The 24,489-nt window shown below is 59.1% G+C and carries 31 protein-coding genes; 19 read left to right on the top strand and 12 right to left on the bottom strand.

Annotated elements, in window-relative coordinates:
• Positions 1 to 8: 8 nt before the first annotated feature.
• On the bottom strand, positions 9 to 437 hold the full coding sequence (gene rplM / locus LRL22_RS11050) for a 50S ribosomal protein L13 (protein WP_005336289.1): 429 nt from the start codon (positions 435 to 437) through the stop codon (positions 9 to 11).
• Between the two features lie 266 nt (positions 438 to 703).
• A complete protein-coding gene (zapE, locus tag LRL22_RS11055) occupies positions 704 to 1,798 on the bottom strand; it encodes a cell division protein ZapE (protein WP_270905397.1) in 1,095 nt (364 codons plus the stop codon).
• A gap of 140 nt (positions 1,799 to 1,938) precedes the next feature.
• On the opposite strand from zapE, the gene LRL22_RS11060 reads away from it, so the two are divergent.
• From LRL22_RS11060 to LRL22_RS11115, 12 genes are all read left to right on the top strand, one after another.
• A complete protein-coding gene (locus LRL22_RS11060) occupies positions 1,939 to 2,319 on the top strand; it encodes a YhcB family protein (protein WP_005355138.1) in 381 nt (126 codons plus the stop codon).
• An 81-nt stretch (positions 2,320 to 2,400) separates the two neighbouring features.
• A complete protein-coding gene (locus LRL22_RS11065; protein WP_005336295.1) occupies positions 2,401 to 3,762 on the top strand; it encodes a Do family serine endopeptidase in 1,362 nt (453 codons plus the stop codon).
• Positions 3,763 to 3,871: 109 nt separating this feature from the next.
• A complete protein-coding gene (degS, locus tag LRL22_RS11070) occupies positions 3,872 to 4,996 on the top strand; it encodes an outer membrane-stress sensor serine endopeptidase DegS (RefSeq protein ID WP_005336297.1) in 1,125 nt (374 codons plus the stop codon).
• A 314-nt stretch (positions 4,997 to 5,310) separates the two neighbouring features.
• The gene (locus LRL22_RS11075) at positions 5,311 to 5,670 is read left to right on the top strand and encodes a transcriptional regulator (RefSeq protein ID WP_270905398.1); all 360 of its coding nucleotides are present in this window, start codon (positions 5,311 to 5,313) and stop codon (positions 5,668 to 5,670) included.
• A 17-nt stretch (positions 5,671 to 5,687) separates the two neighbouring features.
• Entirely contained in the window at positions 5,688 to 6,053 is a 366-nt protein-coding gene (locus LRL22_RS11080; RefSeq protein WP_005355141.1) for an SFCGS family glycine-rich protein, read from the top strand.
• The gene (locus LRL22_RS11085) at positions 6,053 to 6,349 is read left to right on the top strand and encodes a DUF4312 family protein (RefSeq protein ID WP_064335274.1); all 297 of its coding nucleotides are present in this window, start codon (positions 6,053 to 6,055) and stop codon (positions 6,347 to 6,349) included. Before LRL22_RS11080 ends, LRL22_RS11085 begins: the two co-directional genes overlap by 1 nt.
• 39 nt (positions 6,350 to 6,388) lie before the next feature.
• A complete protein-coding gene (locus LRL22_RS11090; RefSeq protein ID WP_005355143.1) occupies positions 6,389 to 7,165 on the top strand; it encodes a DUF4311 domain-containing protein in 777 nt (258 codons plus the stop codon).
• A gap of 11 nt (positions 7,166 to 7,176) precedes the next feature.
• Positions 7,177 to 7,827: a DUF4310 family protein gene (locus LRL22_RS11095; RefSeq protein WP_005355144.1), complete on the top strand. Its 651-nt coding sequence runs from the start codon at positions 7,177 to 7,179 to the stop codon at positions 7,825 to 7,827.
• Positions 7,828 to 7,869: 42 nt separating this feature from the next.
• On the top strand, positions 7,870 to 9,009 hold the full coding sequence (locus LRL22_RS11100; protein WP_270905399.1) for an amidohydrolase/deacetylase family metallohydrolase: 1,140 nt from the start codon (positions 7,870 to 7,872) through the stop codon (positions 9,007 to 9,009).
• On the top strand, positions 8,993 to 10,108 hold the full coding sequence (locus LRL22_RS11105; RefSeq protein ID WP_270905400.1) for a DgaE family pyridoxal phosphate-dependent ammonia lyase: 1,116 nt from the start codon (positions 8,993 to 8,995) through the stop codon (positions 10,106 to 10,108). The genes LRL22_RS11100 and LRL22_RS11105 overlap by 17 nt, the downstream gene beginning before the upstream one ends.
• Positions 10,108 to 10,848 carry a 2-dehydro-3-deoxy-phosphogluconate aldolase gene (gene dagF / locus LRL22_RS11110; RefSeq protein ID WP_270905401.1) on the top strand — a complete coding sequence of 247 codons (741 nt, stop codon included), beginning with the start codon at positions 10,108 to 10,110 and terminating at the stop codon, positions 10,846 to 10,848. The genes LRL22_RS11105 and dagF overlap by 1 nt, the downstream gene beginning before the upstream one ends.
• A gap of 107 nt (positions 10,849 to 10,955) precedes the next feature.
• Positions 10,956 to 12,860 carry a BglG family transcription antiterminator gene (locus tag LRL22_RS11115; protein ID WP_270905402.1) on the top strand — a complete coding sequence of 635 codons (1,905 nt, stop codon included), beginning with the start codon at positions 10,956 to 10,958 and terminating at the stop codon, positions 12,858 to 12,860.
• A gap of 17 nt (positions 12,861 to 12,877) precedes the next feature.
• Here the strand turns inward: LRL22_RS11115 and npr are convergent, their stop codons facing one another.
• The 10 genes from npr to LRL22_RS11165 all read right to left on the bottom strand — a co-directional run bounded on the left by npr (position 12,878) and on the right by LRL22_RS11165 (position 19,694).
• On the bottom strand, positions 12,878 to 13,150 hold the full coding sequence (gene npr / locus LRL22_RS11120; RefSeq protein ID WP_005336318.1) for a PTS phosphocarrier protein NPr: 273 nt from the start codon (positions 13,148 to 13,150) through the stop codon (positions 12,878 to 12,880).
• A gap of 20 nt (positions 13,151 to 13,170) precedes the next feature.
• Entirely contained in the window at positions 13,171 to 14,037 is an 867-nt protein-coding gene (gene rapZ / locus LRL22_RS11125) for an RNase adapter RapZ (protein ID WP_268011556.1), read from the bottom strand.
• A gap of 45 nt (positions 14,038 to 14,082) precedes the next feature.
• Positions 14,083 to 14,529, bottom strand: coding sequence for a PTS IIA-like nitrogen regulatory protein PtsN (gene ptsN / locus LRL22_RS11130; protein ID WP_005336322.1), 447 nt, complete (start codon positions 14,527 to 14,529; stop codon positions 14,083 to 14,085).
• 2 nt (positions 14,530 to 14,531) lie between these two features.
• Complete coding sequence (gene hpf / locus LRL22_RS11135; RefSeq protein WP_005336323.1) at positions 14,532 to 14,819, bottom strand: ribosome hibernation promoting factor; 288 nt, start codon at positions 14,817 to 14,819, stop codon at positions 14,532 to 14,534.
• 20 nt (positions 14,820 to 14,839) lie between these two features.
• Positions 14,840 to 16,279, bottom strand: a complete 1,440-nt coding sequence (locus LRL22_RS11140; RefSeq protein WP_005336331.1) for an RNA polymerase factor sigma-54 — start codon at positions 16,277 to 16,279, stop codon at positions 14,840 to 14,842.
• Between the two features lie 65 nt (positions 16,280 to 16,344).
• The gene (gene lptB, locus LRL22_RS11145) at positions 16,345 to 17,070 is read right to left on the bottom strand and encodes an LPS export ABC transporter ATP-binding protein (RefSeq protein ID WP_005336333.1); all 726 of its coding nucleotides are present in this window, start codon (positions 17,068 to 17,070) and stop codon (positions 16,345 to 16,347) included.
• Positions 17,071 to 17,073: 3 nt separating this feature from the next.
• Positions 17,074 to 17,601 (bottom strand): lipopolysaccharide transport periplasmic protein LptA, encoded by a 528-nt coding sequence (gene lptA, locus LRL22_RS11150; RefSeq protein ID WP_040068817.1) that lies wholly within the window; start codon positions 17,599 to 17,601, stop codon positions 17,074 to 17,076.
• Positions 17,588 to 18,148, bottom strand: a complete 561-nt coding sequence (gene lptC, locus LRL22_RS11155; protein WP_043821874.1) for an LPS export ABC transporter periplasmic protein LptC — start codon at positions 18,146 to 18,148, stop codon at positions 17,588 to 17,590. The genes lptA and lptC overlap by 14 nt, the downstream gene beginning before the upstream one ends.
• Positions 18,145 to 18,699: a 3-deoxy-manno-octulosonate-8-phosphatase KdsC gene (gene kdsC / locus LRL22_RS11160; RefSeq protein ID WP_101530526.1), complete on the bottom strand. Its 555-nt coding sequence runs from the start codon at positions 18,697 to 18,699 to the stop codon at positions 18,145 to 18,147. The genes lptC and kdsC overlap by 4 nt, the downstream gene beginning before the upstream one ends.
• Entirely contained in the window at positions 18,699 to 19,694 is a 996-nt protein-coding gene (locus LRL22_RS11165; RefSeq protein WP_058057518.1) for a KpsF/GutQ family sugar-phosphate isomerase, read from the bottom strand. Before LRL22_RS11165 ends, kdsC begins: the two co-directional genes overlap by 1 nt.
• A gap of 207 nt (positions 19,695 to 19,901) precedes the next feature.
• Here LRL22_RS11165 and mlaF point away from each other — a divergent pair, with 207 nt between their 5' ends.
• From mlaF to murA, 7 genes are read left to right on the top strand one after another with little or no spacing between them, the layout of a single operon-like run.
• The gene (gene mlaF / locus LRL22_RS11170) at positions 19,902 to 20,702 is read left to right on the top strand and encodes a phospholipid ABC transporter ATP-binding protein MlaF (protein ID WP_005336343.1); all 801 of its coding nucleotides are present in this window, start codon (positions 19,902 to 19,904) and stop codon (positions 20,700 to 20,702) included.
• Positions 20,702 to 21,481 carry a lipid asymmetry maintenance ABC transporter permease subunit MlaE gene (mlaE, locus tag LRL22_RS11175; RefSeq protein ID WP_005336345.1) on the top strand — a complete coding sequence of 260 codons (780 nt, stop codon included), beginning with the start codon at positions 20,702 to 20,704 and terminating at the stop codon, positions 21,479 to 21,481. Before mlaF ends, mlaE begins: the two co-directional genes overlap by 1 nt.
• Before the next feature lie 7 nt (positions 21,482 to 21,488).
• The gene (gene mlaD / locus LRL22_RS11180) at positions 21,489 to 21,986 is read left to right on the top strand and encodes an outer membrane lipid asymmetry maintenance protein MlaD (RefSeq protein ID WP_005336348.1); all 498 of its coding nucleotides are present in this window, start codon (positions 21,489 to 21,491) and stop codon (positions 21,984 to 21,986) included.
• 2 nt (positions 21,987 to 21,988) lie between these two features.
• Positions 21,989 to 22,621, top strand: coding sequence for an MlaC/ttg2D family ABC transporter substrate-binding protein (locus LRL22_RS11185; RefSeq protein WP_005336350.1), 633 nt, complete (start codon positions 21,989 to 21,991; stop codon positions 22,619 to 22,621).
• On the top strand, positions 22,618 to 22,890 hold the full coding sequence (locus tag LRL22_RS11190; protein ID WP_005336352.1) for an STAS domain-containing protein: 273 nt from the start codon (positions 22,618 to 22,620) through the stop codon (positions 22,888 to 22,890). The genes LRL22_RS11185 and LRL22_RS11190 overlap by 4 nt, the downstream gene beginning before the upstream one ends.
• Positions 22,890 to 23,147: a BolA family iron metabolism protein IbaG gene (ibaG, locus tag LRL22_RS11195; protein WP_005306001.1), complete on the top strand. Its 258-nt coding sequence runs from the start codon at positions 22,890 to 22,892 to the stop codon at positions 23,145 to 23,147. The genes LRL22_RS11190 and ibaG overlap by 1 nt, the downstream gene beginning before the upstream one ends.
• Before the next feature lie 18 nt (positions 23,148 to 23,165).
• Positions 23,166 to 24,422 carry a UDP-N-acetylglucosamine 1-carboxyvinyltransferase gene (murA, locus tag LRL22_RS11200; RefSeq protein ID WP_058058614.1) on the top strand — a complete coding sequence of 419 codons (1,257 nt, stop codon included), beginning with the start codon at positions 23,166 to 23,168 and terminating at the stop codon, positions 24,420 to 24,422.
• Positions 24,423 to 24,489 lie beyond the last annotated feature (67 nt).

The following is a 24,489-nucleotide window of genomic DNA, read 5'->3' on the forward strand; positions in this document are numbered from 1 at the left end:
GTTCCCGATTAGATATCCAGTACTTGAGGTTGCTGAGCAGCATGAGCATGCTCGGCGCCTGCGTAAACTTTCAGTTTACGGAACATGGCACGGCCCAGAGGACCTTTCGGCAGCATGCCTTTGACGGCTGCTTCGATTACCATTTCCGGTTTACGCTGAATCAGCTTGTCGAAGCTGATTGACTTGATACCACCCGGGAAACCGGAGTGAGCGTGGTACATTTTGTCGGTAAATTTCTTACCGGTTACGTGTACCTTCTCAGCGTTTACAACGATGATGTAATCACCGGTGTCAACGTGCGGAGTGTACTCAGCTTTGTGCTTACCACGCAGACGAGCAGCGATCTCGGTTGCGATACGACCCAGAGTTTTACCTTCTGCGTCCACAATGTACCAGTCACGTTTTACGGTTTCTGGCTTGGCAACGAAAGTTTTCATTAAGTTAAACCCAATTACCTGTTACAGACCCAATTGCTTATGGGGGCTCTCCCACAAACAACAAACGATGGCCTACCTGTACCCCTTCGAATACAAGTAAAGCTTAAAGTGTTGCTGCCTTATCGACAGCTGTAACGTGGGCCGGGCGATTATAAGTGAAGTTGCCTTAAATATCACCTGCTAATTTCACTGCCATGAAACCAGCAAATGTCGCCCGGCCCTACCTGCCGCAGATGCCCATCCGACTGGCAGGCGCGGTATTGTGACTAAGGAAGGTGCACTCTGGCAAGGTATTCGTGCGATTGCATTTCCTGAAGCCGTGAAAGACAGCGTTGGAATTCGAAATTCAGCAGCCCTTCGCCGTAGAGTTCTGCCATGGGAACCGCTGCCGACATGATGAGCTTGACGTGCCGTTCATAAAACTCATCGACCATGGCAATGAAGCGGCGAGCCGCGTCATCCGTGCCTGTGCCCATTGGTTGCACATTGGCCAGCAGAACGGTATGGAACAGCCTGGCCAGCTCGATATAGTCGTTCTGGGAGCGGGGAGTACAACAAAGTTGCTCAAATTCCATGTAGAGCACCCCTTCCCCCATCCCGAGCGACGCCAGCTGACGATGATTGACCTCGAACGTCCCCTCGCAAGCCGTGTGTCCGCCGGTTAATTGCTGAAAATAGTGGTCAAGATTGGCTTTTGCCTGCAAATCCAGCGGGCAGTGATAAATCTCGGCTTGTTCCAGCGTACGCAGGCGATAGTCGATACCGCCATCCACGTTAAGTACCTCACAATGACGCTCGATCAGCTCGATAGCTGGCAGAAAACGGGCTCGCTGCAGCCCGTTGCGATAAAGATCCTGCGGCGGAATATTTGAAGTGGCAACCAGCACGACACCGTGACCAAACAGCTCCTGGAACAGCGTGCCCAGCAGCATGGCATCGGTGATATCGGAGACAAAAAATTCGTCGAAACAGATGATGTCTGTCTCGCTGGCAAGCTTGCTGGCCACCAGCTTGAGGGGATCGGACTGCCCGCTCAGCCCCTGCAGTTCATCGTGAATGCGGTGCATGAAACGGTGGAAATGGCTGCGCATCTTGCGCATCCCCGGCAGGCTGTCGAAAAAAGTATCCATCAGCCAGGTCTTGCCTCGGCCCACTCCGCCCCACATATAGATACCGAGGACAGGCTCCGGCGGCTTGGGCTTTTGCAGCCACCCCAGCAGCCCTCGAGATCTGGTCGGAGTCGGGCGCCGTAGCAAATCCTGATACAGTCGCTCCAGCCTGCTAATGGCCATCCCCTGCGCGGGGTCGGCCACAAAGCCGGGGCGCAGCAGATCCTGCTGGTATTTTTGCTGCGGTGTCATCCTTGAGCGCCTCTCCAAGTCCCTGAATCGAGGACAAAATGGTATCACGGCCTCAGGACGCACGGTATAGTGCCATCAAGGCATGGCGGTTATGACGACCGCATAAACCCACTCTGTTTTAGCTGTAACAAGGAGCATCTATGAGTCTGTTAACTGGGATCCTGCTGGCTGTCGCGGCCTTGATTATCGGTGTCGTTCTCGGCCGTTTTTCGGTACGTAGCCGCGATGCTGGCCGTCTGGAACAGGAACTGAAGAAGGCCCACAAGGAGCTCGAGAGTTATCAGGGCCAGATCAACACCCACTTCGCCGACAGTGCCGCCCTGATGGAGCAACTGGCCGAGCAGTATCAAACCCTCTATCGCCACATGGCCGAGCAGAGCAAATTCCTGGCCAAGGCGCAGGAACCGCTGTTCCGCGAATCATTGGTAGAAGAAGCCCCTGCCAATGTGGCAGAAGAGCCGGGCGTTCCGCCTCGCGACTATGCTGGCGCCTCTTCCGGACTGCTCAAGCAACCAAACTAGTTCCTCGCGGAACTAATTGGCCAGTCCCGTGGTCTGACCTTGACGATTGCAATGCAACTTTTTCTGGGAGCTGTTTTTCATATGCGTAAACCTCTTTCCATGCTCAGTGTGCTAGCCCTCAGTGTCGGTATCGCCATGTCTGCGGCCCCTGCTCAGGCTGCACTGCCTTCCCTGTTAGGTTCAAATCAGGAGATGCCAAGCCTGGCGCCTGTTCTCGAACAGGTCACCCCGGCGGTGGTCAATATCTCGGTTTCTGGCAAAAAAATTACCCGTCAGCGTCTGCCGGAACAGTTCAAGTTCTTCTTCGGCCCCAACATGCCCGATGAACAGGTGAGCGAGCAGCCATTCCAGGCGCTCGGCTCCGGTGTCATCGTCGATGCCAAGAAGGGTTACGTGATCACCAACGCCCACGTGGTGCACGAGGCGGACGAGATCAAGGTCAACCTGAAGGATGGTCGTGAGTACGCGGCCAAGAAGATCGGTGAAGACAAGCAGTCAGACATCGCCCTGCTGCAAATCAAGGCCGAGGATCTGGTACAGATCAAGTTCGCCGACTCCGACGAGCTGCGGGTAGGTGACTATGCGCTGGCCATCGGCAACCCGTTTGGTCTGGGCCAGACCGTCACCTCCGGTATTGTCAGTGCGCTGGGTCGCAGCGGCCTCAACATCGAGAATCTGGAGAACTTCATCCAGACCGATGCGGCCATCAACTCCGGTAACTCCGGCGGTGCCCTGCTCAACCTGCGTGGCGAGCTGATCGGTATCAACACCGCGATTCTGGGCCCGAACGGCGGCAACATTGGCATCGGCTTTGCCATCCCCTCCAACATGGTGCGGGATCTGACCGAGCAGATCGTCAAGTACGGTGAAGTGCGTCGCGGCCAGCTGGGTATTACCGGCACCGAGCTCACCTCCGACATCGCCAAAACCTTCGGTTACAACAAGAAGGATGGTGCCTTCGTCAATCAGGTCATGCCTGATTCGGCGGCCGACAAGGCGGGCATCAAGGCCGGCGATATCATCGTCAGCATCGATGGCAAACCGGTTCGCTCCTTCGGTGAGCTGCGCGCCAAGATCGCTACCATGGGCGCTGGCAAGCAGGTCGAATTGGGGCTGATCCGCGATGGCAAGTCGCAAACCGCCAAAGTGACCCTGAAGCAGGCCGATGACAGCGAAGTACGCGCCAGCGCGCTGCATCCGGCACTGGAAGGGGCCAAGCTGAGCACCACCACCGACCCGGTCTCCGGTGTTGCGGTGGCCGATATTGATCCTCGCTCTCCGGCAGCCGCTTCCGGCCTGCAGAAGGGTGACATCATCATCGGGGTCAACCGCCTGCGCATCAACACCCTGGGCGAGCTGACCAAGGCGCTCAAGAACAAGCCTGACGTGCTGGCACTCAACATCCAGCGCGGCGACTCCTCGCTCTATCTGGTGATCCGCTAACGCTCAAGTTGTTCGCCAACCCCTCCATCACCCGCGGCCTTCACCGCGGGTGATTTTTATCCATCGATAGTGTTATTCTCTGCGCGCAGCCTGTACGGATGAGAATGACATGAAAATCCCCCCTTTAGTCAGTTACTTGGGCAAGTCTGTCGGTTTTGGATTGACCGTCGCGGCGCTGCTGTTGCTGCTGTTTCCCCATTTTCGCGGTGGTGCCCAACTGCCCGGCATCATCACCAATGCCCGTGAACTGAGTTTCTCCTATGCCGCCCATCGGGCAGGCCCTGCCGTCGTCAACATCTACACCCGCAGCTTTGCCCCCAATCAGGGCAATCAGGGGGAACTACGCCCGCAAGGGCTGGGTTCTGGCGTCATAATGAACCAGCGCGGCTATGTACTGACCAACTACCACGTCATCGCCGATGCCGACCAGATCATCGTCGCGTTGCAGGATGGTCGGGTCTTCAGCGCCGAGCTGGTCGGAACCGATCAGCTCACCGACCTCGCCGTGCTCTATATCGAGTCAGACAACCTGCCGGTGATCCCGCAGGATCCCGAACGACTGCCAGAAGTGGGAGATGTGGTGCTCGCCATCGGCAACCCCTACAACGTCGGCCAGACCATCACCCAGGGCATCATCAGTGCGACCGGCCGTACCGGCCTCTCCAGCATGGGGCCCGACAGCAATGGCCGTCAGGATCTGCTGCAGACCGATGCCGCCATCAACGAGGGCAACTCGGGTGGCGCGTTGGTCAACGGCCGTGGCGATCTGGTGGGTATCAACACCGCCACCTATCACCTCAACGGCAATCAGGAGAGCTACGGCATCAGCTTCGCCATCCCCTACCGGCTGGCAAAACGGATCATGGATGAGCTGATCGCCAACGGCCGGGTGATCCGCGGCTACCTCGGGATCTCCAGTGTCGAGATCAACCCCATAGTCGCGCGGATGATGAACCTCGGCGACCTGCGTGGTCTGGTGGTGGAGAGTCTGGACCCCAACGGCCCGGCGGCCAAAGGCGGCCTGCAGCGAGGGGATGTGCTGCTCAAGATCAATGGAGAGGCCATCAGTGGCGTACGCAGCGCCATGGACAAGATTGTCGAAAGCCGCCCCGGCACCAAGCTGACCATCTCGGTATTCCGCTCCGGCAAGCCGCTGGAAGTGGTGGTCACTATAGAGGAAGACCTGCGCTATCAGCAGAGAACAGCCAGCTCGAGCGCAGCATCGGCCAGCTAGCGTCACTCCTTTTAATGAGAAGGGCGGGAAACCGCCCTTTTCCATATCTGCCCTCTCGGCAACGTCTCTTACCGTGAGATGACTCACAGTTTCCCGCAACGCTTGCCCTGCCCCCGCCTCCCGATTTGTGCGCTACCGATCACACAAAACCAGCTTCAATAAACACTCTTTTTACCTTTTCAGTATCCAAACGATTACTTCTGGGCCATTTCCTCAGGAATTTCCGCTTCGAATCGGAAAAACGCTGCCTCCTCCACATCGACGCGCAGGCTTAGGGTAACGCCATACCTTCTGCCAGCCTTGGAGAGCAGACATTGCAAACAGAGACTCACGACCAGACCCTGACCCTGAACAGCCCGGAGTTGCTGCGCCAGACCGATCATATCCTCGCGCGCATTTATCCCCTGCTGGCCGAACAGGGCATCATCCCCAACGAGGTGCAACGGCAGATGCTGGCCTCCCATGTCAAAGCCATGGTGTGGCGCTCCCACAGCGGCGAGCCCCTGCCAGAAGTTGACCTCAGCCTGTTTGAAGAGATCTCCCCCCTCTCACTGCGTCTCGCCGAACAGGTCGTCAGCTGGCTGGATCAGCTTGCTTATGAGGAGGCACACCTCTTGTCCGTCCATTTTGAAGTCGCCAAAGAAAACGAACTCAGCTCGGTGCAGAACCCGTAACTCAAGGAGAAATCGATATGACAGCCATCAAACTCGTGATTGGAGACCGTCTCGGCAAGGGTCAGAAAGTGGGCGCAGGCGCGGAAGCTGCCGGGGCCAACGTGACCATCATCCCAGGCATGGCCGCTGACATGAAGCTCGGCGACGTGATGAACAAAGAGCAGGCGGATCTCGGCATCTCCTTCTGCGGCAGCGGCGGCGCAGGGGCGATCACCGCCCAGACCAAATACGGCTACAAGTGCCGCTACGGCATGCGCTCTGTTGAAGAGGGCGTCACCGCCATCAACGAAGGGTGCGTGGTGCTGGGCTTCGGTTTCATGGACAAGGAAGAGCTGGGCCAGAAGCTGGTCGAAGCCTTCGCCAAAAAGCACGGACGCGCCTGATGAAAGAGAACTTCACCACCCAGGTCATCGTCAACGGCAAGGGGACGACCCGCCAGCAGGCGTTTGCCTCCGCTCTCAGCCAGGTGCAACCCACACTGCTCAAGGACAATCAGCAGGTACTGCTGCGCATTGAGCCGGTCGATGTACAGGTGCTCAAGGCAGAAGAGTTGGTCCGGGTGGAGAAGTTCCTGTTCTTCTTCCTGCCGCGCCAGCGCCGCGAATACCGCGTCCAGCTGGAGATCAAGGTTCAGGTCACCAGTCTGGATGTAGCCAAGGTGACGTTCACCCAGGTGTGATGCCTGCGCAGGCACAACCCCACAAGAAGGATACGTTGGATGTTTCTAATCATTTTTATCAAGTCACTCATCATTGGCGGCCTGGTTGGCGTCGGGGTGGGGGCCGGCGCGGCGCGGATGTTCCACGCCCCGACCGTACAGGGCATGGGTGCCTTCCGCACCCTGGGCGAACTTAACTCCTGCGAAGGGGATCCCGCTTCTCACTTCTCGTTTGGTCTGGGCTTCTTCTTCAACGCCTGGGCCTCCACCGTGGCGGCAGGCGCCTTCACCCAGGATGTGGATCACCGCATCATCCCGCACTGGGCCACGGCGGCACTGCTGTTCAAAAATCGGGATCTCGCCACCACTCTGCACGACCCGAAAAAGATGGCCATCGCCGGCGGCATCATAGGTGCCATCGTGGTCGCCTTCCTCAACAGTACGGCTGCTGCCGTCCCGGCCGCCCTGCAGGTCACTGCGGTCAAGGTGCTGGTACCGGCAGCCAACCTGCTGGTCAACACCGTCATGCCGGTGATCTTCTGGCTGGCTGCCATCGAAGCGGGCAAGAAATCCGGTTTCTGGGCCACCATCTTCGGCGGTCTGGCGCAGCTCATCATGGGCAACGCGGTACCGGGTCTGGTGCTCGGCATCCTGATCGGCAAGGGTGTGGAAGAGAGCGGCTGGAACCATGTCACCAAGGTGATGATGGCGGCCATCGTCCTGCTGTTCGTGCTGAGCGGCTTCTTCCGCGGCTTCGACATGAAACTGATTGAATCCTTCCATATGGGTGTCCCCCTATGGCTGGAAAGTGTCCATAACCTGCTGAGCGGCAAATAAGGGGTCACACCATGGATGAGAAACTGAAAAACAACTTCTGGTACGCCGACTGGTCCTTCCCCATCTTCGTCGGCCTGCTCTCGGCCGGGGTCTTTGCCGGTACCCACATGTTCTATCTGTACGGGGTTGGTGCCTTCAACGAGGTAGCCTTCGTCGCCATGCTGAAAGCCGGAATGGACACGGGTGCCTACGGCGCAGTAGCCGCCTTCGGTGCCAGCTTCCTGTTCGCCCGCATCATCGAGGGATCCCTGGTGGGGATCCTGGATATCGGCGGAGCCATCCAGACCGGGGTCGGACTGGGCGTTCCCGCACTGCTGCTGGGAGCCGGCATCGTCTATCCGGTGGAGAACTTCGGCGCCTCGCTGGCAACCGGCATGGGGATTGGTCTGGCCATCGGCTACGTCATCATTCTGGCGCGCAAGTTCACCATCAACCAGAGCAACTCCACTTACGGTGCTGACGTGATGATGGGTGCTGGCAACAGCTCTGGCCGCTTCCTCGGCCCCCTCATCATCCTCTCTGCCATGGGCGCTTCCATCCCCATCGGTATCGGTTCCCTGCTGGGTGCCCTGCTGTTCTACGTGTGGGGCAAGCCCATCACCGGCGGTGCCATTCTGGGAGCCATGCTGCTCGGCACCTTCTTCCCGGTCGCCCTTGTGTAAGTACCAGCCGCCCTGCAGGGCGGCTCGCCAGAGGTTATCAGCATGTACGACATCATCATCAGAGCGGGGCGGCTGGGAGATGGCCAGCTCGTCGATATCGCCATCAGGGAGGGCAAAATCGCAGCCATCGGCTCCCTGCCGGGGACGGCAACGGCGCGGCAGATCCTGGAGCTCGGCGGCCGGGTGCATGTGAGCGCTGGCTGGATCGATGGCCACACCCACTGCTACCCCGCCTCCCCCATCTATCACGATGAGCCGGACAAGGTGGGCGTAGAGTCCGGCGTCACCACCGTCATCGACGCGGGCAGCACCGGAGCCGATGATGTGGATGACTTCCAGCAGATCGCTGCGGGCTGCAAGACCCGGGTGCATGCCCTGCTCAACATCTCCCGCATCGGTCTGCTACGCCAGAACGAGCTGGCGGATAGCCGGGACCTCGATATGGATCTCGCCTCGGCAGCCATTCGTCGCCACCCCGACTTTATCGTCGGCATCAAGGCGCGGATGAGCGGTAGCGTGGTAGGTGAGAACGGCCTGCAACCGCTGCGCATGGCCAAGGCGCTGCAACAGGCTCACGGCCAGCTGCCGCTGATGGTGCACGTGGGCAACACGCCGCCGGATCTGGACGAGATCGTCGCCCTGCTGGGGGATGGCGATCTGATGACCCACTGCTTCAACGGCAAACCGAACCGCATCCTGACCCCGGCTGGCGAGCTGCGGGTCGCGGTGCGCGAGGCAATGAAACGGGGCCTGTTGCTCGACATTGGCCACGGCGGCGCCAGCTTCAGCTTCGAGGTGGCGGAGCTGGCTATCCGACAGGGGATCCTGCCCCGCACCATCAGCTCCGACATCTACTGCAAGAACCGCATCAAGGGGCCGGCCTACAGCCTGGCCCACGTGATGTCGAAGTTTCTCGCCATCGGCATGACGCTGGAACAGGTGCTCGCCTGCGTCACCCATCAGGCCGCTGATGCCCTGCGCCTTTCCGGCAAGGGGCGGCTAGAGGTGGGAGCCGATGCCGATCTGACCCTGTTCGAGGTCGCCAGCGGCCCGACCCTGTTTATGGATACCGAAGCCCAGTCCCGCAGCGGTGACCAACAACTGCAGCCTCTCGCCGCCCTGGTCGGTGGCGAACTGGTTCTGACTCACTATGGGAAATCACACCATGCCTTCTGTTTATGAGAAATATCAGCTCAAACCGGTGATCAACGCCTCCGGGCGCATGACCATTCTCGGCGTCTCCACCCCCGAGCAGGAGGTGGTCGATGCGGTCAATTTTGGCCTGGGCCACTACTTCGAGGTCAAGGATCTGGTCAACAAGACCGGCGCCTATCTGGCTGGCTTGCTGGATGTGGAAGATGCAGTAGTGGTCTCCTGTGCCAGCGCCGGCATCGCCCAGTCAGTCGCCGCCATGATAGTACGCGGCGATCCCTATCGCCTCGAGCACCTGCATGCCCATCACCATGAGGTGCCGAGTGAAATCGTGCTGCCCAAGGGGCATAACGTCAACTTCGGCGCCCCGGTCGGTACCATGGTCAATCTGGGTGGCGGCAAAGTAGTGGAAGCCGGTTACGCCAACGAGTGCTCCCCTTCCCAGCTGGCCGCCGCCGTCAATGCCAACACAGCAGCCATCCTCTACATCAAATCCCACCACTGCGTGCAGAAGAGCATTCTGTCGGTGGCAGAGGCCGCCGAGGTCGCCAAGACCCATGGGCTCCCGCTCATCGTCGATGCAGCTGCCGAAGAGGATCTGCGCCTCTACTACAACCAGGGGGCGGATCTGGTCATCTACAGCGGAGCCAAGGCCATTGAAGGGCCCACCAGTGGGCTGGTGCTCGGCAAGCGTCAGTACGTGGAGTGGGTCAAACAGCAGGCCAATGGCATCGGTCGCGCCATGAAGGTGGGCAAGGAGGGGATCCTCGGCCTGACCCACGCTATCGAGCGCTATCTGGCCAAAGAGAAAGAGAGCGGCGCCGCCATGGTCGCCAAGATGAGCCCCTTCATAGAGCGCCTCAACCAGTTGCCCGGCGTCACCGCCAAGGTGGTGTGGGACAGCGCAGGACGCGACATTGCCCGCACGGATATCGCGTTTGACCACCAGCATATCGGCATGACCACAGTGCAGGTCGTCACCCGTCTGCAACAGGGCACGCCTGCCATCTACTGCCGCGGCTACAAGGCCAACGAGGGGCACATCGAGATCGATGTGCGCAGCGTCACCGTGCCCCAGCTCGACCAAATCCACACCGCCATTGCCAACCTCGTTCAGGAGAATCGCTGATGTCCCTTACCCCCAACTACTACCGTGATCGGGTCTGTCTCAACGTGCTGGCTGGATCCAAGGAGAATGCCGTCGAGGTGTACGACGCAGCCGAAGGCCACGTGCTGGTCGGAGTGCTCTCCAAAAACTACCCGGATATTCCCTCCGCAGTTGCCGATATGAAGGAGTACGCCAAGCTTATCGACAACGCCCTCTCCATCGGGCTGGGCGCCGGCGATCCGCGCCAATCCGCCATGGTGGCCGAACTGGCCTGCCAGCTGCAGCCCCAGCACGTCAATCAGGTGTTCACCGGTGTCGGCGCCAGCCGGGCGCTGCTCGGCCAATCACAAACGCTGGTGAATGGGTTGACCTCCCCTACCGGCATGCCGGGCATGGTGAAGATCTCCACCGGTCCACTCAGCGCCGGGCAGCCGGATGGCATAGTGCCCATCGATACCGCCATTGCCTTGCTCAAGGACATGGGCGGCAGCTCGGTCAAGTTCTTCCCCATGGGTGGGCTGGCCTGCCGCGACGAGTATCAGGCAGTGGCCGAGGCTTGTGCCCGCAACAACTTCTGGCTGGAGCCCACCGGCGGCATCGATCTGGAGAACTTCGAGGAGATAGTGCGGATTGCGCTGGACGCCGGAGTCGAGAAGGTGATCCCCCACGTCTACAGCTCCATCATCGACAGCGCGAGCGGGCACACTCGCCCCGAGGATGTGCGGACTCTGCTGGCCATAGTGAAACGACTGTTGGCCTGATGGCAGTCACGGGCGCCGGTTCAATCACTGACCGGTGCCTGGCTTGTTGATGACCCACTTGTTAACATCGACCCTTTATCTCGCAACAGGAGTCTTGCATACCCCCTATGATCAAGCTGCCACACCCCAGGCTCCATCAACTGCTGATCCAGCTCCATGCCGAACCACTGCCGCAGGAGGAGCTGGCTCGCCGCCTCAATGTCTCCACCCGCACGGTGCGCACCGATGTGGCGACCCTCAACGAACTGATTGCCACGCACGGCGCTCACCTGATCCACCAGCGTGGCAGCGGCTACCAGCTGAAAATCTACAATCAGGGACTGTTCGACGCTCTGCTGGCGGCCCAGGGTCAGGATAGCGGCCTGCCACGCACCAGCCGGGAGCGGGTGCTGCACCTGCAGATCCTGCTATTGACAGCAGAGCAGGGGATCAAGCTCGATGAGCTGGCTGATACCTGGTATCTGAGCCGGGCGGCACTGCAGGGGGATATGGCGGAAGTCCGCGAGCAGCTCAGCCACTTCAGGCTCAGCGTTGAGAGCAAACCCCGCCTGGGGATGCGCATTCAGGGGGAGGAGACGGCGATCCGGGCCTGTTTGACCCAACTGCTCTATCAGGAGTTGCTGCACAACAACCAGTTGCAAACCCTGCTACCCAACCTCTGCCCCAGCAAGACGATGAAGGTAGTGGGCAATCATATCCATGCCCAGCTTGCCCGACATCAGCTGCGTCTCGCTGACGAGAGCTTGCAGCAGCTCGCCATCTACTGCGCCGTTGCCCTGCTGCGTCAGGCATCCGGTCACGAGTTGCGCCACTTCGCCAGCGAGGATCTGACTCTGCCGCTGCTGGCAGTATCTCGCGATATTTATGCGGTATTGCCAACCCTGACGCCCCCCGTAGAGGACGAGATCGCCGGGCTCGCCATCCAGATCCAGGCGCGCCTGATTGCCGATACTCCCCAGCTCAGCCCGGCGATGGCCGCCGAGAGCGAACAGCTGGTGGAACATCTGCTGACCTACATTCATCAACACTACCCTTACGACCTGCGAGGCGACCAACAGCTGCGGGCCGACCTGCAAACCCATATCAGCGCCATGCTGCTACGGGTTAAATACCAGATTGGCAACCACAACCCGCTGGCCGATCACATCAAGCAGTACTACCCCCTCGCCTACGACATCACGCTGGCGGCCATTTCGGAGTGGATCAAGCAGACCCCCTACCGACTGACCCACCACGAGATAGGCTATCTGGTGATCCATATCGGGGTCGGGCTGGAGCGCCATTACGATATCGGCTATACCCGCCGCCCGCAGGCTCTATTGCTTTGCGATGCGGGCAACGCCACCTTCCGGGTGCTGGAAGCACGCATCAAGCGGGAGTATCCCCAGTTGCAGCTGACCACGCTGGAGTCGGTGCGAGATTACGAAGGACTGGCGCAGATCGCGCAGGACTTTGTCATCAGTACCGTCAAGGTGAACGAAAAAAACGCCCCCGTGGTACTCGTTGCCCCCTTCCCGACCCAATACCAGCTGGAGCAGCTTGGCAAGCTGGTGCTGATCGACCGCACCCGCCCCTACATGCTCGACAAATATTTCGATGCCGACCACTTCATGGTGGTCAAAGAACCCCTTACCCAGGCCGAACTGTTTGCCCGCATCTGTGATCAGTTGGAAGCGGAAGATCTGGTGGAGAGCGGCTTCAGAGCCTCACTGCAGGAGCGGGAGCGGATCGTCTCCACCATGCTGGGAGAAGGGATCGCCCTGCCCCACTCTCTCGGTCTGCTGGCGCGCCGCACTCTGGTGTACACCGTACTGGCACCGCAGGGGATCGACTGGGGCAACGGGGAAATCGCAACGCTCATCTTCGTGCTGGCCATCAGCAAGGCCGATTACGAGGAGGCGATGGGTCTCTACGACCTGTTTCTGGCACTGATGAACGAAAAAGCCAGCAGGAATCTGCTGGCTTGTCGGGATTTTGCCAGCTTCAAAGCGCTGGCGCGCACCGGTTCATAACATAAAACGAGGAGTGACTACTCCTCGTTAAAGCCGGAGGTGAACAGCTCCACCACGGCGGCCAGGGCCTCGACCTCTTCAGGGCCCTCAACCTGTACTTCCACCTGCCGCCCTTGCGCGGAATCCAGCATCAGCAGGCCGATGATGCTGTCAGCATCGGCCTCCACACCATCTTCATTGCGCAGCAGCACGTGGGCATCGAAACCCTGCACCAGCTCGAACAGCATCATGGCTGGTCTGGCATGAATACCCAGCTTGTTTTTCACTTCAACCGAGGCGGAAACAGTCATCGGGTCGTCCTATTGGTCCGTCAGGATTGGGGGGCACTCTTGTCGAGAGTGCGGTGGCGGACCTGCACGTTCTTGCCAAGCAAACGGAATGCACTGGCCAGCCGCTCTGCAATAAAGACCGAGCGGTGCTGACCGCCGGTGCAACCGATGCCGACCGTGAGGTAGCTGCGATTGTTGCGCTCCAGATGGGGCAACCAGGTAACCAGCATGTTCTCGATCTGCTGGGTAAACAGCATCACGTCAGCCTGCGCCGAGAGGTAGTTGGCGACCGGCTCATCCTTGCCGGTGAAGGGCTTGAGCTCGGGGATCCAGTGTGGATTGGGCAGGAAGCGAGCATCGAACACGAAGTCGGCATCCTTGGGAATGCCGTACTTGAAGCCGAACGACTCGAACACCAGCACCAGCTCGTTCTCTTTCTTGCCGAGTACCCGGGTTTTGATGAGCTCGCTCAGGTCGTGAATGCTGAGGGTGGTGGTGTCGATACGCAGGTCAGCGGTCGAGGAGATAGGCGCCAGCAGGTGGGTCTCCTCCCGAATCGCCTCATCCAGCGACAGCTTGTTGCGTGAGAGGGGGTGCAAACGGCGGCTCTCGCCATAGCGCTTGAGCAGGGTGCCGTTGTCGGCGTCGAAGAAAAAGCTGGAGAACTCTACCCGCCCCTCATTGCGCACCTGTGCCAGCAGATTTTCCAGTTTCTCCGGATCGCTCGGCAGGTTGCGCACATCGATGCTGACCGCCAGCTTGTCATACTGGCTCTCGACCGAGACGATCAGCTGGGGCAGCAGATTGACCGGCAGGTTGTCCACACAGTAGTAACCCAGATCTTCCAGCACTCGCAGGGCTACCGTTTTACCGGAGCCCGAACGTCCACTTACCACGATTAACTGCATCTTGTTCCCTCACGCCAAAACGGGTGTTTCATCCTTGGCCTGCTGTCAGGCCGAGGTCATGATCTGATAGAGCTCTTCGTCGCTGGTTGCCTGACGCAACTGGCGGCAAACCGCCTTGTCACCCAGCTTGGAAGCCATCAGAGAAAGGGTCTTGAGATGCTGCTTGCACTCGCTTTCCGGCACCAGCAAGGCAAACAGCAGGTCAACCGGTTGATTGTCGATGGAGTCGAAAGGAATAGGGTCGGCAAAGGTCATCAGGATCGCGGTTGGCGGGAACTCATCGTCAATGCGACCGTGGGGGATCGCAATACCGGCACCGATCCCGGTACTACCCATTTTTTCGCGGGCCAGCAAGCATTCAAACAGCGCCTGACGGGAGGTGCCAAGGCGTTCGGCGGCCAGCTCGCTGATGATTTCGAGGGCGCGTTTCTTGCTGGTACAAGGGACTGCACTCTTGGTGCAGTCCCGACTCAGTATGTGTTCAAGTTGCATGGTTATTTTTTATTTAACTTATCTTTGTGCTTGATGATCTGCCTGTCCAGCTTGTCGAGCAAGGTGTCTATCGCAGCATACATATCGGCATGTTCAGAGTTGGCAAACACTTCGCCACCGCTGACGTGCAATTTGGCTTCCGCTATCTGGTTCAGTTTTTCCACGCTAAGCACCACATGAACATTGTTGATGTGGTCGAAGTGACGCTCGAGTTTGGCAAATTTGTTATTCACATAATCACGCAGAGCTTCGGTGATCTCGACATGGTGTCCGGTCAGGTTAATTTGCATAACATCATCCTTTTGTTTGCCTAAACCAGGCGTTTGCGCTGATTGGAAGGTGGGATAAACAAGGATTCGCGATACTTAGCGATCGTGCGTCTCGCCACCATAATACCCTGTTCGGCCAGCAAATCCGCGATCTTGCTATCACTTAACGGCTTGGCAGGATTCTCTGCCGTGACCAGCTTCTTGATGAGCGCGCGAATTGCGGTCGATGAGCACTCTCCTCCTCCTTCGGTGTTCACATGGCTGGAGAAAAAAAACTTCAATTCGAAGATACCACGGGGGGTATGCATGTACTTCTGGGTCGTCACCCGGGAGATGGTCGACTCATGCATCTCCACCGCTTCGGCGATGTCATTGAGCACCATCGGCTTCATCGCCTCTTCACCATACTCGAAAAAGCCCTGTTGCTGCTCGACAATGCAACTGGCCACTTTCAGCAGGGTGTCATTGCGACTTTCCAGGCTCTTGATGAACCACTTGGCTTCCTGCAAATGGGAGCGAATAAACTGGGTGTCGGTGCTGCTGCGGGCGTTGCGGGCCATGGCGGCATAGGTCTCGTTGACCCGGATGCGGGGGGCTGAGTCGGGATTGAGCTCGACCACCCACTTGCTGCCCTTCTTGACCACGGAGACGTCGGGGATCACGTACTGGGAGTCGCTCTGGATGATGCCGTTGCCGGGGCGCGGCTCCAGCAGCTGGATCAGATCCAGCACCTCCTTGAGGTCGCTCTCCTTCAGTTTGGTCTTGCGGGCAAGGGTACGGTAATCCCGGTTGCCGAGCAGCTCCATGTGCTCGAGGATCACCTCCTTGGCCTCATTGAGCCAGGGGGTCTGCGGGTCATACTGATCCAGCTGGATCAGCAAACACTCCTGCACAGAACGGGCAGCAATACCGACCGGATCGAAGTGCTGCACCCGCTTGAGTACCGCCTCGACCTCATCGAGTTCCACCTCTACGTCATCGCTGGTGACGGCAGCCTGAATATCCTCCAGCGCAACGGTCAGATAACCGGATTCGTCGATGGCATCGATGATGGCGAGCGCGATGGCGGCGTCCACATCGCTGAAAGGTGTGAGCCGCATCTGCCACAGCAGATAATCCTGCAGGTTTTCGGTAGTTTCACCCTGATAGACGCTATCTTCCCCATCGTGGATCGGGCCCGCACTCTGGGCGGTGCCGGCAGAGTAAACCTCGTCCCAGGTGGTATCCACCGGCAACTCGTCCGGCATCTGCTCCTGAGCCATGGCATCGCTGGAATCCAGCTGGCTGGCATCGACCGGCGCTTCCGGACTGGTCTCTTGCGCCTCGCTCTCTTCCTGCTCCAGCAGAGGGTTGTTTTCGAGCGCTTGCTGAATTTCCTGCTGAAGTTCCAGAGTGGAGAGCTGGAGCAGACGAATCGCTTGTTGTAATTGCGGCGTCATGGTCAGGGACTGACCGAGACGCAACTGTAATGTCGGCTTCATCTACGTCGGGATATCCTTATGTTCAGCGAGGCACTCGTCAAAGGAAATGAAGGCATGCCCCCTTACTATAGACTGAATTGATCGCCCAAATAGACGCGCTTGACCTGCTCATCGGCAAGGATGTCAGCCGGTGCACCTTCGGCAATCATCTTGCCGTGGCTGACGATATAGGCCTTCTCACATACGTCCAGAGTCTCTCTGACGTTGTGGTCGGTAATCAAGACGCCAAGGCCTCTATCTTTCAGATGCTGAATGATCTTCTTGATGTCTATCACAGAAATCGGGTCAACCCCTGCAAAGGGTTCATCCAGCAGAATAAAACGCGGTTCCGCTGCCAGCGCACGGGCAATCTCGACCCGACGGCGCTCACCGCCGGAGAGGCTCTGACCCAGGTTGTCGCGAATGTGGGTGATGTTGAACTCTTCCAGCAGTTGCTGAACCTTGTCCTCACGCTCCTCGCGACTCAACCCCTTGCGGGTCTGCATCACGCCCATCAGGTTGTCGAACACCGACAGGCGACGGAAGATGGAGGCCTCCTGCGGCAGGTAACCGATGCCGTTACGCGCCCGCACATGCATGGGCTGCAGGCTGATGTCCTGATCGTCGATGGTGATGAGACCGGCATCGCGCTGCACCAGCCCCACGATCATGTAGAAGGAGGTGGTCTTGCCCGCCCCGTTGGGGCCGAGCAGGCCGACAATCTGGCCGGTGCCCACTTCAAGGCTGACGTCACTCACCACCATGCGGCGCTTGTAGCTCTTCTGCAGGCCCACTGCTTTCAACACTGCCATGGCTTATTTTCCCTGCTTCTTCTGGTCGGCGGGCTTGTCGAAATTCTCTACCTGATCAGGCAGGAATACGGTTTTGACCCGCTGGCTCGGGCTCTTGCTCTCGGCGATCATCTTCTGTTTGACGATGTCGTAGCGGATCAGATCGCCATTGACCTGGCTATCTTCCTGCTTGAGCTGACCGTTGCCGGTGATGGTCACCAGCCGGTTCTTCAGCTCGTAGCGGATAGTGTTGCCGTGGGCATTGACCGGCTTGCCGTTATCCAGGATCTGGAAGAAGGTGGCGGGCTTGCCGTAGGCAGTCATCACCTCGGCCCCTTTCTCGCCGGAACGGGTCACTACCACCTTGTCAGCCTTGATCCGGATGGTGCCCTGATTGATGGTCACATCCTCTTCGAAGGTGATGCGGTTGTCCTGCATCTCGGCCACCTGTTTGACGGCATCGACGTAGACCTTCTCGGCAAAGTCGGACTCTTTGGCGGTCACCGCACCACACAACAACAGGGCTGCGAGGGCCAGATTAGCGTTTTTCATTGAAATAGATGGCATGGCCTTGATCCAGTAACTCAAAATATTTGCGGTCCAGATGGCCCTTGAGGCCAACCCCTTGGGTCTGGAAATCCCGACCCAGAATATTCACTTCCCGGTTGCTGCGCACATCTTGTGTCACCAGATCCAGCTCCAGATAGGGGGTATCCAGTGTGGAGATGAAAGAGGTCGGCAGCAGACCATCCAGATGCACCTTGTCCCGCAGGATGACGTTGTCGCCGGTGTTGAGCACGCCGGTTTCGGCGGTCACCTTCCACTCGGCGGTACCCTGATCGTCATACATGTAGACCACCGGCTTGTCGAAGGTGGCCTGCTCGAGGATTTGATAATACTCGGCGTAGGTCGACTCCAGCCGCTCAGTGCGCTTGCCGTTGATATCAAAACGGGTGGTCACCAGATCTTTGGCGACAAAATCCGGCTGATAGTTTTCGATTTTGACGGTGCTCTCCGGCACCAGCTCAACCTTGCCCAGCTGCCAGGCAACCAGCGCAACCAGAAACAGCAGGGCAAACAACAGGGTCTGTCTGCTCATACCGAGGCCTCGGGCTGATAATCGTCGTGGCCCTGCGCCTGCAAAATGAGGTCACACACCTCGCGCACCGCACCCATGCCACCGCCAAGCCGGGTCACCATATCGGCACGGCTCAGCACCAGCGGATGGGCATCAGCCACCGCGATACCCAGGCCACAGGCGGCCATCACCGGCAGATCGATGGTGTCATCGCCCATATAGGCGGCCTGTTCAGCAGTCAGCCCCAGCTTGGCCAGCAGCGCTTCGAAGTGAGGCAGCTTTTTATCAGCCCCCTGCACCACATGAGCCACCCCCAGGCTTTTCATCCGATCGCTGACGATACGGGAGTTGCGCCCGGTGATGATGGCGATCTCGATCCCGGCATTGAGCAACGCTCGCATGCCCGCACCATCGCGGGTACAGAAGGTTTTCAGCTCTTCGCCGTTGTTTCCCATGTAGATGAGGCCGTTGGAGAGCACCCCGTCCACATCGCACACCAGCAGGCGGATTTGCGCCGCCTTCTCGAACTGGCTGCGCGTCACCGGACCATAGAGGGTCGGTACGTTTTGCATCAAATTACTCCGGCTTTCAGCAGGTCGTGCATGTTGAAGGCGCCGAGTGGGCGTTTCTCTTCATCCACGACCAGTAATCCGTTGATTTTTCTCGTTTCCATCAGCTTGACGGCTTCCGCAGCCATCATCTCTGGACCTACGGTAACACAGTTGGCCGTCATCACACGGCTGATGGGGGTGTGATGGATATCGATCTGCTGGTCAAGAATGCGGCGCAAGTCGCCATCGGTAAAGAGCCCGGCCAGCAGGCCATTGCCATCGACCACCGCCGTCATACCGAGCCCCTTGCGGCTCACTTCCAGCAGCGCCTGGCTGATGGTGGCATCTATCCCCACCCGGGGCAACAGCTCGCCACTGTGCATCAGGTCGCCGACCCGCAGCAACAGACGCTTGCCGAGCGACCCGCCCGGGTGAGAGAGGGCGAAGTCATCGGCGGTAAAACCGCGCGCTTCCAGCAGGGCGACCGCCAGGGCATCACCCATCACCAGGGTTGCCGTGGTGCTGGAAGTGGGTGCCAGCCCCAGCGGGCAGGCCTCTTTCTCCACCTTGATGCACAGATGCACGTTGGCCTCTTTGGCCATGGTGGAGGCCGGATTACCGGTCATGCAGATGAGCGGAATGCCGCGGCGCTTGAGTACCGGCAGCAGGGCCAGGATTTCGTCACTCTCGCCGGAGTTGGAGATGGCGATGATAAGATCGCCGCTGGAGATCATCCCCAGATCGCCGTGACTCGCTTCCCCCGGATGGAGGAAGAAGGCCGGGGTGCCGGTGCTGGCGAGGGTGGCAGCGATCTTGCTGCCGATATGGCCCGATTTGCCCATGCCGGTGACCACTATCTTGCCACCGCAGCGCAGCACCATTTCGCACGCCTTGTCGAAGGCGTCGTTCAGATACTGATAGAGTCCATCAATGGCTTGCTTTTCTGTGTCCAGCACCGCGCGGGCACTGCGACGAAAATCGAACAGTTCAGACACTTTCTCAGGCTTTACAGACATAAAGACACAGCTCCGGGCCGAAATTAGCTGCGGGATTATAAAAAAGTCTGTCCGGATAAGCGAATCGGATGGCAAGTCCCGCTCTCAATGACGCACTTTGTTACAGAAAACTGTCGTGCAAATGGGCTTGCAGCCTGTTCAATAGTTGTTCCTTGCTGTTGCTTAGACCTAGACTACCCCATAAAATTCGCACCTCATTTACACCGGATGGACAATTGTTTGAACAATGACCTGATCACCATCTCCGACCTGACCTTCAGTCACGGAGATCGGCTGTTGTATGACGGGATCAACCTGACCATTCCTCGTGGCAAGGTAACCGCCGTCATGGGCCCGAGCGGCATCGGTAAAACCACCCTGCTGCGGCTGATCGGTGGCCAGCTCAAGCCGGAGTCCGGTCACATTCTGTTTGACGGGGAAGATATCCCCACCCTCTCCCGTTCGCGCCTCTATGAAGTGCGCAAACGGATGAGCATGCTGTTCCAGAGCGGCGCCCTGTTTACCGGCATGACGGTCTACGACAACGTGGCCTTCCCGCTGCGGGAGCACTCCGGCCTGCCGGAGGAGCTGATCCACACCATCGTCATGATGAAACTGCAGGCGGTGGGCTTGCGCGGCGCAGCGAAACTGATGCCCTCCGAGCTCTCCGGCGGCATGGCGCGCCGGGCGGCGCTGGCACGGGCCATCGCCCTTGACCCCGACCTCATCATGTATGACGAGCCGTTTGTCGGGCAGGACCCCATCACCATGGCGGTGCTGGTCAAGCTGATCAAGGAGCTGAACGATGCCCTCGGTATCACCTCCGTCATCGTCACCCACGATGTAAAAGAGGTGCTGAGCATCGCCGATTACGCCTACATCATTGCCAATCGCAAGGTGGTGGCGCACGGCACACCGGATCAGCTGCGCGAGGAGCACAATCCCGAAGTCGAGCAGTTCCTCAAAGGATTGCCCGATGGTCCTGTTCCGTTTCATTTTCCGGCAGGCGATCTGCTACAGGATCTCTGATGTTGATAAGTCAAATAAGCAAGCTGGGGCGGGTCGGAGTGCGATTTATCAGCTCCGTCGGTCGCGCCACCATCATGTTGTTCCATGCGCTGGCGGGCAAACCCGAGCCGCGCAAGCACTTCCCGCTGCTTGTCCAGCAGTTGTATGTGGTGGGCGTACAGTCGGTGGCCATCATTCTGGTCTCCGGCCTGTTCATCGGCATGGTGCTCTCGCTGCAGGGTTACAACGTATTGAAGGATTTCGGCGCCGAGCAGAGCCTGGGGCCGCTGGTCTCCCTCTCCCTGCTGCGGGAGCTGGGTCCTGTGGTCACGGCGCTGCTGTTTGCCGGCCGTGCCGGTTCGGCCCTGACCGCTGAAATCGGCCTGATGAAGGCCACCGAGCAACTTTCAAGCCTAGAGATGATGGCGGTCGACCCACTGCGCCGGGTGGTTGCCCCCCGCTTCTGGGCTGGCGTCATCAGCATGCCGCTGCTGGCCTTTATGTTCAGCCTGATCGGTATCTTCGGCGGCAAGCTGGTCGGTGTGGACTGGCTCGGCGTGGACGAAGGGGGCTTCTGGTCTGCCATGCAGGCCTCCGTCGACTGGCATGAAGACATCATGCAGGGCGCCATCAAGAGCCTGATTTTCGCCCTGGTGGTCACCTGGATTGCGCTCTTTAACGGCTATGATGCCAAGCCGACCTCGGCCGGGATCAGTCAGGCCACGACCCGAACTGTGGTCCACTCATCCCTCGCCGTGCTCGGCCTGGATTTTATACTCACTGCAGTCATGTTTGGATAAGGTAAAGATGAAGTTCAGCAAAGTAGAATTCCTGGTCGGCACCTTCATGCTGGCTGGCATCGGTGCCATTCTGGCACTGGCCCTGCAAGTGGCCGGTTTGAGCTTCAAACCGGAAGGAGAAACCTATACCCTGCGCGCGCATTTCGATAATATCGGCGGCCTGAAAGTCCGTTCGCCGGTCAAGGTTGGCGGCGTGGTGGTTGGTCGGGTCAGCGACATCGTACTGGACCCGAAAACCCAGGTGCCCGAAGTGACCCTGATGATGCAAAAGAGCGCTGGCGAGTTTGCCGATACCAGCTCCCTCTCCATCCTCACCTCCGGTCTGCTCGGCGAGCAGTACATCGGTCTGGCCCCCGGCTTCAGCGATGAGGAGATGGGCACCGAAATGCTCAAGGATGGCGACCTGATTGAAGACACCAAATCCGCCATCGTGCTGGAAGATCTGATTGGCAAGTTCCTCTATAGCCAATCCTCCGACAGCAAATCAGACAGCAAGAAGGAGTAATCATGTTCAAGAAAATCGCCCTGCTGCTGGGTCTGATGACCAGCATGCTCTTTTCCCTGTCTGCCCAAGCCGCCGTCGATGCCACCGACCCCAACGCGCTGGTGGATCAGGCTGCCAAGCAGACCTTTGCCCGCCTGAAAGCCGATCAGGCCCAGGTGAAAAGCAATCCGGATCACCTGCGGGTGATCATCCGCGAAGAGCTGCTGCCCTATGTGGACAACCGCTTCGCCGCCTACAAGGTGCTTGGCAACCAGATTAAAGAGACCACCGAAGCGCAGCGCAATGCCTTCGTCGAGGTGTTCACCGAGTACATGGTGAGCTCCTACGCCGATGCGCTGGCCCATTTTGACAAACAGACCGTCAAGGTCGAGCCGGGCAAAGCTCCCAGCGGCAACATCACCGCCGTCAACGTCAGCGTGAAAGAGGCCGGCAAGCCGGACATCTTCCTCGAGTTCAAGCTGCGCAAGAACAACAAGACCGGCGAGTGGAAAGCCTTCGACATGGTGGCAGAGGGGATCAGCCTGCTCTCCGCCAAACAGAGCGAGCTGGGCGGTTTGATCCGCCAGAACGGCATCGATGCGGTGATCGCCCAGTTGCGCGAACACAACGCCAAGCCGCTGGTACTCAAACCATGACCCTCAGCGGTGAGCTGCAGGCGCCACAGGTCAATGACCTGTGGCAACGCCGCGCCGAATGGTGGCAGGACGACCAGCTCGAGCTCGGCGGCGTCACCACTCTCGACTCCGCCGGACTGGCCCTGCTGGTCAAATGGGCCAAAGCCGTATTAGCACGAGGCGCCACACCGCAACTGGTGGGCGCCTCCAGTGATTTCTATACCCTGGCCAACCTCTACGGGGTGGCCGGGCTGTTTCAGTCAACCCCGCTCACAACTGAGGACGCATAATGCAAGTCTCTGAAATTGAAGCGATACTCCTTGAGGCTCTGCCATTGTCCGAAGTCCATGTCAAAGGGGACGGTAGTCACTACCAAGTGATCGCCGTCGGTGACATGTTTGACGGCATGAGCCGGGTCAAGAAGCAGCAGGCTATCTATGCCCCGCTGATGGACAAGATCGCCAGCAACGCCATTCACGCCCTCTCCATCAAGGCGTTCACCGACGCCGAGTGGAAACGCGAACGTAAATTCCTATTGCCCTCCTGATTTGGTAACGAAGTAAAAATGGACAAATTCAAAATCGATGGTCGTTGTACTCTCAACGGCGAAGTGACCATCTCCGGCGCCAAAAACGCCGCCCTGCCGATCCTGTTCGCAACCCTGCTCTGTGATGAAGAGGTTCACCTCTCCAACGTGCCGCGCCTGAAAGATGTGGGCACCACCATCAAGCTGCTGGAGATGCTGGGCGCGACCACCAAGGTCAACGGCAACGTCACAGTGCTGACCGGTGCGGTGAACAACCACGTCGCCCCCTACGAGCTGGTGAAGACCATGCGCGCCTCCATTCTGGCGCTGGGCCCGCTGGCTGCCCGTTTCGGCGCGGCTGACGTCTCCCTGCCCGGCGGCTGCGCCATCGGTGCCCGTCCGGTCAACCTGCACGTCCACGGCCTGGAGCTGATGGGCGCCAAGATCACCATCGAAGATGGTTACATCAAGGCCCGTGTCGATGGCCGCCTGAAAGGCGCCCACATCCTGATGGATATGGTCTCCGTGACCGGTACCGAAAACCTGATGATGGCCGCGACCCTGGCTGATGGCCGCACCGTGATCGAAAACGCCGCGCGCGAGCCGGAAGTGGTCGATCTGGCCAACTTCCTCAATACTCTGGGCGCCAAGATCCAGGGCGCGGGCACCGATACCCTGACCATCGACGGTGTCGAGCGTCTGCACGGCGGCAACTACAGCGTGCAGCCTGACCGCATCGAAACCGGTACCTTCCTGGTGGGTGCAGCGGTCACCGGCGGCAAGATCACCTGCCGCAAGACAGACCCGACCCTGCTGGAAGCGGTACTGGTCAAGCTGGAAGAGGCTGGCGCCCTGATTGAGAAGGGTGAAGACTGGATCACCCTCGACATGACTGGCCGCCCCCTCAAACCGGTCACCATCAAGACTGCCCCCTACCCGGCCTTCCCGACCGACATGCAGGCGCAGTTCACTGTGCTGAACGCCGTCGCCAAAGGCACCGGCATGGTCACCGAGACCATCTTCGAGAACCGCTTCATGCACGTTCCCGAACTGGTACGGATGGGTGCAGACATCGAACTGCAGGGCAATGTGGCCATCTGCCGTGACACCGAGCAACTCAAGGGCGCCCAGGTGATGGCGACCGATCTGCGCGCCTCCGCCAGTCTGGTACTGGCCGGCTTCGTGGCCGAAGGCTCCACCATCGTCGACCGTATCTATCACATCGACCGTGGCTACGAAGACATCGAGCAGAAGCTGCAGGGTCTGGGTGGCCGCATCGAGCGCATCAAGGGCTGATAGCCCACTGATCGCTAGCCGATAAAAAGGCCCCCTCGCGTTGGCGAGGGGGCCTTTTTCATGGTTT

It is taken from the genome of Aeromonas sp. PI_26, assembly GCF_027854445.1.
Lineage (GTDB): Bacteria > Pseudomonadota > Gammaproteobacteria > Enterobacterales > Aeromonadaceae > Aeromonas > Aeromonas veronii.